7 protein-coding genes, 2 pseudogenes and 1 other annotated feature are annotated in these 9,258 nt (G+C 56.4%); of the genes and pseudogenes, 3 read left to right on the plus strand and 6 right to left on the minus strand.

The genetic code is table 11. From position 1 onward, the window contains the following. On the minus strand, window positions 1-528 hold a 528-nt coding region (locus C9E91_RS09975), incomplete at its 3' end, for an ABC transporter permease subunit (RefSeq protein WP_146143992.1). Between the two features lie 56 nt (window positions 529-584). Beyond that, window positions 585-1,421: a transporter substrate-binding domain-containing protein gene (locus C9E91_RS09980; protein ID WP_004129031.1), complete on the minus strand. Its 837-nt coding sequence runs from the start codon at window positions 1,419-1,421 to the stop codon at window positions 585-587. Between the two features lie 613 nt (window positions 1,422-2,034). Here C9E91_RS09980 and C9E91_RS09985 point away from each other — a divergent pair. Continuing rightward, window positions 2,035-2,378 (plus strand): annotated as a pseudogene (locus C9E91_RS09985) (glutamate dehydrogenase); the annotation flags it as partial. Between the two features lie 162 nt (window positions 2,379-2,540). Here the strand turns inward: C9E91_RS09985 and C9E91_RS09990 are convergent. Together C9E91_RS09990 and gltA are read right to left on the minus strand one after the other, a co-directional pair. Continuing rightward, window positions 2,541-4,013 (minus strand): annotated as a pseudogene (locus C9E91_RS09990) (NAD-dependent succinate-semialdehyde dehydrogenase). 408 nt (window positions 4,014-4,421) lie between these two features. Next, on the minus strand, window positions 4,422-5,711 hold the full coding sequence (gltA, locus tag C9E91_RS09995) for a citrate synthase (RefSeq protein WP_004129043.1): 1,290 nt from the start codon (window positions 5,709-5,711) through the stop codon (window positions 4,422-4,424). A 140-nt stretch (window positions 5,712-5,851) separates the two neighbouring features. Here gltA and C9E91_RS10000 point away from each other — a divergent pair. After that, a protein-coding gene (locus tag C9E91_RS10000) for an IS3-like element ISRtr2 family transposase (protein ID WP_076611960.1) occupies window positions 5,852-7,080 on the plus strand; the annotation gives its coding sequence in 2 pieces (ribosomal slippage) (window positions 5,852-6,140 and window positions 6,140-7,080; 1,230 coding nt in all). Beyond that, window positions 6,133-6,249 (plus strand) — a sequence feature (AL1L pseudoknot). Its footprint overlaps the gene before it by 117 nt. A gap of 98 nt (window positions 7,081-7,178) precedes the next feature. Here C9E91_RS10000 and C9E91_RS10005 read toward each other — a convergent pair. Together C9E91_RS10005 and C9E91_RS10010 are read right to left on the minus strand one after the other, a co-directional pair. Next, entirely contained in the window at window positions 7,179-7,358 is a 180-nt protein-coding gene (locus C9E91_RS10005; protein ID WP_015342020.1) for a hypothetical protein, read from the minus strand. Window positions 7,359-7,421: 63 nt separating this feature from the next. Beyond that, complete coding sequence (locus tag C9E91_RS10010; RefSeq protein WP_004122955.1) at window positions 7,422-9,014, minus strand: isocitrate lyase; 1,593 nt, start codon at window positions 9,012-9,014, stop codon at window positions 7,422-7,424. Window positions 9,015-9,138: 124 nt separating this feature from the next. Between C9E91_RS10010 and C9E91_RS10015 the strand changes: the two genes are divergently transcribed. After that, window positions 9,139-9,258 (plus strand): helix-turn-helix domain-containing protein (locus C9E91_RS10015; protein ID WP_146143993.1); only part of this gene is annotated, 120 nt, incomplete at its 3' end.

Genomic DNA, 9,258 nt, shown 5'->3' on the forward strand with positions numbered 1-9,258 from the left:
ATAAATCTGCATGAGAAGGGGCAGACCCCGGAAAAAAGAGGTGTAAAAACTGGCGGTGGCATATGCGAAGCCATTGCTTGAAAGCTTTGCGACCGCGGCGACAATCGCGATTAGCGAGGCAAAGAAAAGCGAGACCGCTGAAACATAGATCGTAGTCACCACCCCTTGGGAGATGAGGTAAGGCAAATTCTCCCATATGAAGGGCATGCTCAGATTGAATGATCTGAAAAAGGCGAGAAACAGCAGCAATAGTTCCATCCATACGATGCCAATCTGCACCTGTAATGGAATAAATCCAACTACTACGATGTTGAGGCTAAATATGATCGCAAGTACGAAGGCGATCGCAAAACGCCCGTAAATTCCGCTTTGTAGCGGGTCGCCAATAACCGGCCGCATAAGTTCGCCGAAGGTCGTGCCCGCAAGGTTGAACGAAAGAAAAAATGCAAGCATTGCGACGAAGATCAGGGCGACGAACCAAGGCTTATGAACAAGCACCTCGGATTCAACTGTATCCCGATATAGCATGATAGACCCTTCAAGAAAATGGGCCCGGCCGAGCCGGGCCGCTAACGCGTGATGTCTTATTTTTGTTCGCAGTAGTCCACCCCGAACCACTTGATCGACATCTTGGAAAGGGTACCGTCATCTTTCATACTCTTGACGGCGGCCGCGATCTTGTCATTGAATTCGTCGTCGCCCTTCAAAATTGAGATTGCACCTGGCGCGTAGAAGAGGGTACCAAGCACCTTGATCGGATAGCCTGATTTTATTGCTTCACGGGCCACCGTATCATCACCGAGAACCGCATCTAAACGAACACCGTCGCCGAGACGAAGGTCGTCGAATGCGACGTTGCTGGATCCATACGTCTTCACTTGGCCTGGCGTAAATTGGTACTGCACCGGCTTGGCGTCAATCCAACTGGGATTGAAGTTGTGATTGGCGTAGGATTCCGCCACGTTGCCCGCTCCGACGCCGACAATCTTTCCGTCCAAATCCGAAAGCGTCGTCGCCTTGCTGTCTTTGTGAACAACGGCAACTTCTGGCGCCCACACGTAGACAGCTGGGAAGTTTAATTTTTCCGCACGCTCCTTGGTTGGCGTCATTTGACCCATAGAAAGATCCCAGCGACCCTCCCACTGGCCAGAGGTGATGAGATCCCAGGCAGGCGTAACAAACTTGACCTCCACCCCTAGGTACTTAGCAACTCCCTTAGCGATATCGACATCGTCACCATCAAGTTCGTGCTTGTCATTCATGCGCGACATCGGCCCCCAGTCCGTTCCGACCGCAACTGTCAGCGTCTTGGTTGCGCGTACGCGATCAAGTACCTCACCGGCATTTGCTTTGGCTAATGGAATTGCCGAAGCAACCGCGACCGACGACGCCGCTGTCAACATTTTTAAAAATTTGTTCATCCGATATTCCCCTTTGTTAGTGCTTCTTGATTGTCGGCGCGGCTCATCGCGGCGCACCTCGGCTCAGCTTGTGCGTCCCGATCGGTATCCCAGGCTGCTGCCCCGTTTTCGAAGCGTATCGTGTGGTAAATCGAAATGCAACATTTGTTTTAAGTATGTCTGTTCGACCCGAATGTATCGCCGTGAGTTATTGGCTTAATAACGCTGCGGTATCCGTGTTGTGTAGCCGCTTGGCCCGGACCGAAGGGGGCGCGGGTGTCGTCACTTCTTGGAACTAAGTGTAATCGGTCGTCAAAGCGGACGGCCCGGAAGGCCTGATCAGTGGCCACGCCATTTACATTTAAACTTGCCAGGGTGCGGTGTCGCAACCTCGATTGGGGAGCGACATCCAATGGATGGCTCGTGCGCTGGCGCATCAGATGCAGCCCAATGATCTTGAAAGCGATGTTACACCTGATCCATATATCGCAAACTAAGACACTCGTTGCATTAGTGGTCATATTGCGTTAGGCATTGGTTCCGGCTCGTAGGGTCCTTGGGAGTGTGCCCCTACTTACCGGTCCGCCAGACTTGTGCCGTGTTGTTAATGGAAGGATGTTCGCAACAAAGAAGCGGCCTGATCGTCAGCTACTTCGAATGGGTGAAGAATCTCACGCATATCCCTTCGGCTTCGGCTTGATGGAGCGCCGCCGGCGCGAGCGGCGCAACCAGACCATCGCACCGGCCCTCGAATGCATGACCGGTAAGGAGTTCCCTGCCGACATCCGTGACGAGTTCCTCGAAGGCGGCGCGGAAATCGATCTCGTTCGTTCCGGACTGGAAGACGTGATGCGAAGCACCTGGGGGCGCATTGCTGACCTGATGGAGCAGCAACCGGAACTCGGTGACTACCGAACCGCCGCCTATGTCGCGTCAATCCGACAGATCGCCGATGCCTATGAAGCGATAGGTATCTGATCGGCGACACGTACGAAAAGGGCTTCGTTTAGGGGATCAGTCGCTTGAGCTTTGAATTCGCCTCCCAAGCGACTTGGCTGCCGCCGAACAAGGACGGCAGCCTCTTTTTTGCGAGAGAGACTGGTATCAACAGCGTCAAATCGCGGGAGGTCTTAATCCGCGTCAGAGGCCACCCAGGCAAAGGTACTTCATTTCAAGATAGTCCTCGAGGCCGTGGCGGGAGCCTTCACGTCCAATGCCTGACTGCTTGATCCCTCCAAAGGGTGCAGCCTCCGACGACATGCGGCCGGTGTTAATGCCGACCATCCCGTATTCCAGCGCCTCGGCCACACGCCAGACCCGCCTGAGGTTCGAAGCATAGAAATAGGCGGCGAGGCCGTAGATCGTATCGTTAGCGTATCGCACGACTTGCTCCGGGTCGTCGAAACGGATGATTGGTGCCAGAGGACCGAAAGTCTCTTCCTGGGCGATGCGCATTGAGCTGACGACATTTGTAATCACGGTCGGCTCAAAAAATGTTCCGGACGTGCCGATGCGCCGCCCACCACATCGCACTATTGCCCCGTTTTTGACAGCGTCATCGACATGCGCTTCGATCTTTGTCAGAGCATGATTGTCGATCAGAGGCCCGATCGCGGTGTCCTGTTCAAAGCCGTCGCCAACGCGAAGTCTTCGCGCGTGCGCGGTGAACTTTTCAGCAAATTCGTCATAGACGCGTTTTTGGACGTACAGCCGATTGGCGGACACGCAGGTCTGCCCAGCATTGCGAAACTTGGCTCGGATCGGGCCGTCAACGGCGGCGTCGATATCAGCATCGTCGAAGACGATGAAAGGGGCGTTCCCGCCGAGTTCGAAGCTGATGCGCTTGATTTGGTCGGAGCACTAGCGCATCAGTAATCGGCCGACTTCGTTCGACCCTGTGAAACTGATCTTTCGCACCTTTGGGTTTGAACACAATTCACGACCGATAGCGTCACCCTCTGACGCATAGACGAAATTGAGAACGCCCTCCGGGAAACCAGCTGCACGCGCGAGGGCGAACATGGCCCCGGCAACGAGGGGCGTTTGCTCAGCGGGCTTCAAGACAACGGTACAGCCAGCGGCAAGCGCCGGCGAAATCTTGCGCGCTACCATCGAGGCCGGAAAGTTCCAAGGGGTAATGGCCCCGACAACACCGATTGGTTGCTTGATCACCAGCATACGCCTGTCATTGGAGGGCGCTGAAATGGTCTCGCCGTAAATGCGGTTGGCCTCTTCGGCGTACCATTAGAGATATGCCGCCGCGTACAAGACTTCCGATTTCGCCTCTCCCAGCGGCTTTCCCATCTCAGCCGTCAAGATCACGGCAAGATCGTCGCTATGTTCGAGGATCAGCCGGTGCCACTTCCACAGGATGTCCGAGCGCGCCCGGGCGGTGAGCCCAGCCCAAGGCGCTTGGGCAGCATGCGCCTTGTCAATGGCTGCGGAAACCTCTTCGGCACTCATGTCCGGCACCTCGGCCAGCAGATCGCCGGTGGACGGGTTAAAGACCGCAAAGCGCTTCATAGATGTAGCCGTGTGCGTGCTAGGCTCGGATAGGTCGAGGAATTGCTCCGGATTTTTTAGATGCCTCGTTAGCGCAGCAGTGAGCGTCATTCCCGTTCTTCCTGTTCCGATCGTCAACGTCTACAGCTTTGTTCATCTGAACGTTTATGCTGAACGGGGACGCCGGAGCAATGTTGTTCCTGATCGTTGCGGTGAAGGCGGCGCGCAGCTTGACTGAGAGCGATCAAGGTCTCGATTTCACTTTTGCACCTTTCGCCAACGCCTTCCACCGCCAGCAGGGGTAGGGGGTCTAGAGGGGGGCGGCATAGATACGTTTGACGTCCGCGAAGTCGCTGAGTTCAACGAGCAGAACGGTCGCTTTCAACGTCTTCGCATGCTCGCGCTAGGCCTTCGCAAGGGAAGCAAGATTCGTCAAGCACCACTGTTCGGTCGCCATTGCATTCAACCCTGCGAGATCGCAGCTGAGCAGCCGGGTATTCGTTTCATCACGGATGTCGCTCAGCGCTTTGAAAGCGGAACGTATTCGCGCAGCGGTGCGCCGGTATAGAGCTGGCGCGGGCGGCCGATACGCTGATCCGGATCTTCGATCATCTCGTTCCACTGGGCAATCCAGCCGACGGTGCGGGCGAGCGCAAATAGTACCGTGAACATGGTCGTGGGGAAGCCGAGCGCCTTCAGCGTGATGCCGGAATAGAAGTCGACATTCGGGTAAAGCTTCTTCTCGATGAAATAGTCATCGGTCAGCGCGATACGCTCCAGTTCGATCGCGATGTCGAGCAGCGGATCGTCCTTGATGCCGAGTTCGCCGAGGACCTCGTGCGCCGTCTTCTGCATGATCTTGGCGCGCGGATCGTAGTTCTTGTAAACGCGATGACCGAAGCCCATCAATCGGAACGGATCGTTCTTGTCCTTGGCGCGGGCGATATATTCCGGAATGCGGTCGACCGTGCCGATTTCCGTCAGCATGTTGAGCGCAGCTTCGTTGGCGCCGCCATGGGCCGGGCCCCAGAGGCATGCGATGCCGGCGGCGATGCAAGCAAAGGGATTGGCGCCGGAAGAGCCGGCGAGGCGAACCGTCGAGGTCGATGCGTTCTGTTCATGATCCGCGTGCAGGATGAAGATGCGGTCCATGGCGCGGGCAAGCACCGGATTGACCACATATTCCTCGCAGGGCACGGCAAAGCACATGCGCAGGAAATTCGACGCATAGTCGAGATCGTTCTTCGGGTAAACGAAGGGCTGGCCGATATGGTACTTGTAGGCCATGGCGGCAAGCGTCGGCATCTTGGCGATCATACGAAGGCTTGCGACCATGCGCTGGTGCGGATCGGTGATGTCGGTGGAGTCGTGATAGAAGGCCGACAGAGCGCCGACGCAGCCGCACATGACGGCCATCGGATGCGCATCGCGGCGGAAACCGGTGAAGAAGCGGGACATTTGTTCATGCACCATGGTGTGGTGCACGACCCGATAGTCGAAGTCCTTCTTCTGGGCTGCGGTCGGCAATTCGCCGTAGAGCAGCAGGTAACAGACTTCGAGGAAGTCGCCGTGCTCGGCAAGCTGTTCGATCGGATAACCGCGATGCAGCAGAACGCCTTCGTCGCCATCAATAAAGGTGATGCTGGACTCGCACGACGCAGTCGAAGTGAAGCCAGGATCATAGGTGAACATCTTCGTCTGCTCGTAGAGGGATCCAATGCCGAGGACGTTCGGACCGATCGTGCTTGATCGAAGTTTCAATTCGGCACTATGGCCGTCGACTAAGACACAAGCATTGTTGTTATCCATGATATTTTTCCTCAGGGCTCGCTAGCTGGGAACTAACAGCTGCCGAATGAACTGATCTGTGTTCTAATTGTCTTCCCGCAGAGGGGGTGAACCGCGCCGGGTTTGCCGGAGGCTCCAACTCGTGAGAAAGTGGAGCCGATATGAGCAAGACGACCAACAAATTTTCACCTGAAGTTCGTGACCGAGCCATCCGCATGGTTTTGGACCATGAGGCCGAGCATCCATCCCGGTGGGCGGCAGTTTCATCCATAGCCGCCAAGATTGGCTGCTCGGCACATACGCTGCATGAGTGGGTGAAGAAAGCCGATGTTGACAGCGGCAAACGAGCAGGCCTTCCAAGCGATGTCGCCGAGAAGATGAAGGCCCTTGAGCGGGAGAACCGCGAGCTTCGACAGGCCAATGAGATTTTGCGTAAGGCGTCGGCTTATTTTGCCCAGGCGGAGCTCGACCGCCCACTGAAGCGATGATTTCCTTCATCGACGAACACCGCTCAAAGTTCGGGGTCGAGCCGATCTGCAGGCTGCTGCCGATTGCCCCGTCCACTTACTATGACGCCATCGCCAAGCGCACGGACGTGGACCGCCTGTCGGCCCGCGCTCGTCGCGACGCGGCCATGAAGGTCGAGATACGCCGAGTGTTCAATGAGAATTTCCAAGTCTACGGCGTGCGGAAAGTATGGCGGCAGTTGCAGCGGGAAGGCTTCGACATAGCTCGATGCACTGTTTCTCGGCTTATGAGAATGATGGGTCTTCAGGGCATTATCCGTGGAAAGCCCGTCAAAACGACCGTGTCTGACAAGGCCGCTCTATGTCCGCTCGACCGCGTGAACCGCCAGTTCTGCGCTCCCGCGCCGAACATGTTGTGGCTTTCCGATTTCACGTATGTAGCCACTTGGCAAGGCTTCGTTTACGTCGCTTTCGTGATCGACGCGTTCGCCCGCCGCATCGTCGGCTGGCGGGCGAGCCGAACCGCTCATGCGGGTTTCGTCCTCGATGCCCTGGACCAGGCACTCCATGACCGGCGGCCAGTCCATCGCGGTGGGCTCATCCACCACTCCGACAGGGGTGTTCAATACGTATCGATTAAGTATTCCGAACGGCTGGCGGAGGCAGGCATCGAGCCTTCCGTTGGAAGCGTCGGCGACAGTTACGACAACGCTCTCGCCGAAACGATCAACGGCCTCTACAAGGCCGAGGTCATCCATCGGCGGGGACCATGGCGCAATTTCGAAGCCGTGGAGTTCGCCACACTCGAATGGGTGGATTGGTTCAACAACCGGCGTCTTCTGGAGCCCATAGGAAACATTCCGCCTGCCGAAGCCGAAGAACGTTACTATGCCATGCTGGACGAGCCAGCCATGGCCGCATAACTTAAACCAAACGGCCTCCGGCAAACCCGGCGCGGTTCAGGGTTCGGAACGAAACTCTTCGAGCGCAATTGCGACGCGCGATTACAAGAGCTGCGATCTTAAGATATCCGGCCGAGCCGGTGATGCAGGTTTGAGTATTTTACTGCCACTGGCTCGTTTTTCACCACGTGCAGATAGTGGGCGACAGCTACCCGGATGAGCTCAAAGTCCTCTTGCGAAAAGACAGCCCGCGGTCGCTCCAGCAAGATCGGTTTCTTTTTCTCTTCGTCGTTCGACATTACTTCCTCCGGTAAGGTAAAGGACGCAGGCCTGCTGCAGGTCCCTTGCAAGGTAGGTCTGCATCAGGCCGCAAACTGGTTCATCGTGTTATTGGCTCCGCCGGCCTTAAGCGCCGCCTCGCCGGCAAAATACTCTTTGTGATCGTCGCCAATGTCAGAACCAGCCATGTTCTGGTGCTTCGCGCAGGCAATGCCCTGGCGGATTTCCCTTCGCTGGACGTTGGCGACGTAACCGAGCATGCCCTGCGCGCCGAAATATTCTTTGGCGAGATTGTCCGTCGAGAGCGCCGTGGTGTGATAGGTCGGCAGCGTAATCAGGTGATGGAAAATGCCGGCGCGTTTGGAGGCGTCATGCTGGAAGGTCCTGATTTTTTCGTCGGCTTCCCGCGCCAAATCGCTGTCGTCATATTGTTCGCTCATCAGCTTGGCCCTGTCGAACCCAGAGACGTCCCTTCCTTCGCTCTGCCAACCATCAAAAACCTGCTGCCGGAAATTCAGCGTCCAGTTAAAAGAGGGCGAGTTGTTATAGACCAGCTTGGCATTGGGGATCACCTGCCGGATGCGGTCCATCATGCTCGCGATCTGTTCGACATGAGGCTTTTCGGTCTCGATCCACAGCAAGTCGGCGCCATTGTTAAGCGCATTGATGCAGTCAATCACGCAGCGGTCGGCGCCTGTGCCTTCACGAAACTGATAAAGGTTGGAACGCAGCCGCTTCGGCCGCAAGAGCTTCGAGCCGCGCGTGATCAACACGTCGCCGTTGGAGGGTGGCTGGCCGGTGACATCGTCGCAATCCAGGAAGCCGTTGTACAGGTCGGCGATGTCGCCTTCGCTGACGCTGAAGGCGATCTGCTTGGTAAGGCCTGCGCCGAGTGAATCGGTGCGAGCCACGATGATGCCGTCGTCGATGCCGAGCTCGAGAAACGCGTAGCGGCATGCGCGGATCTTGGCGACGAATTCCTCGTGCGGAATGGTCACCTTTCCGTCCTGATGGCCGCACTGCTTTTCATCGGAGACCTGGTTCTCGATCTGCAGCGCGCAGGCGCCGGCTTCAATCAACTTTTTCGCCAGCAGGTAGGTTGCTTCGGCATTTCCGAAACCTGCATCAATATCAGCAATGATGGGAATGACGTGGGTCTGATGATTGTCGACCGCCTGAACCAGCTGCTGTTCCCGCGCTCGGTCACCCTCCACCCGGGCTTTGTCGATTTCCCTGAACAACATGCCGAGTTCGCGTGAATCTGCCTGGCGCAAGAAGGTGTAGATCTCCTCGACAAGGGCCGGCACGCTCGTTTTTTCATGCATGGACTGGTCGGGGAGCGGACCGAACTGCGACCGCAGTGCCGTAACCATCCAACCTGAGAGATAGATGTAACGGCGTTCCGTCGTGCCGAAGTGCTTTTTCAGCGAGATGACTTTCTGTTGGGCAATAAACCCATGCCAGCATCCGAGCGACTGCGTATATTTGCTCGGGTCTTGATCATAGGCGCCCATGTCCCGACGCATGATCGCAGCGGTATAGCGCGCAATGTCTAGACCGGTTCTGAATCTGTTCTGAAGGCGCATGCGAGCGACAGCTTCGGCAGTGAGGCCGGACCATGCGTGGTTTTCGACAATCAAGGTTTTGGCTCCTTCAACACTATCTGAATACGACATTTACTCCTCCAAGGGTCGGCCAGTTGTGTGCACTGCAATAGCGGGTCGCCGTTTTCTTTTCAGCCGGTGCCTTTGTGATGTTGTCAAACTTTACAAGGATATTTTGTAATGCTGTAATCGGTGTATGGAAAAACTCTGCGTTTATCTCGGTCCGCGACTTCGACGCTTGCGGAAAAATCTTGGCCTCACTCAAGCCGACATGGCATCTGACCTCGATGTCTCCCCTTCTTATGTCGCGCTCATG

The organism is Rhizobium sp. SEMIA4064, assembly GCF_003025035.1.
Classification (GTDB): domain Bacteria; phylum Pseudomonadota; class Alphaproteobacteria; order Rhizobiales; family Rhizobiaceae; genus Rhizobium; species Rhizobium paranaense.

Excerpts from the sequence above, each read along its gene's own strand:
- C9E91_RS10005 (WP_015342020.1), bottom strand. The coding sequence starts at position 7,358 with ATGTCGAACGACGAAGAGAAAAAGAAACCGATCTTGCTGGAGCGACCG.
- C9E91_RS10010 (WP_004122955.1), bottom strand. The coding sequence starts at position 9,014 with ATGTCGTATTCAGATAGTGTTGAAGGAGCCAAAACCTTGATTGTCGAA.
- C9E91_RS09980 (WP_004129031.1), bottom strand. The coding sequence starts at position 1,421 with ATGAACAAATTTTTAAAAATGTTGACAGCGGCGTCGTCGGTCGCGGTT.
- gltA (WP_004129043.1), bottom strand. The coding sequence starts at position 5,711 with ATGGATAACAACAATGCTTGTGTCTTAGTCGACGGCCATAGTGCCGAA.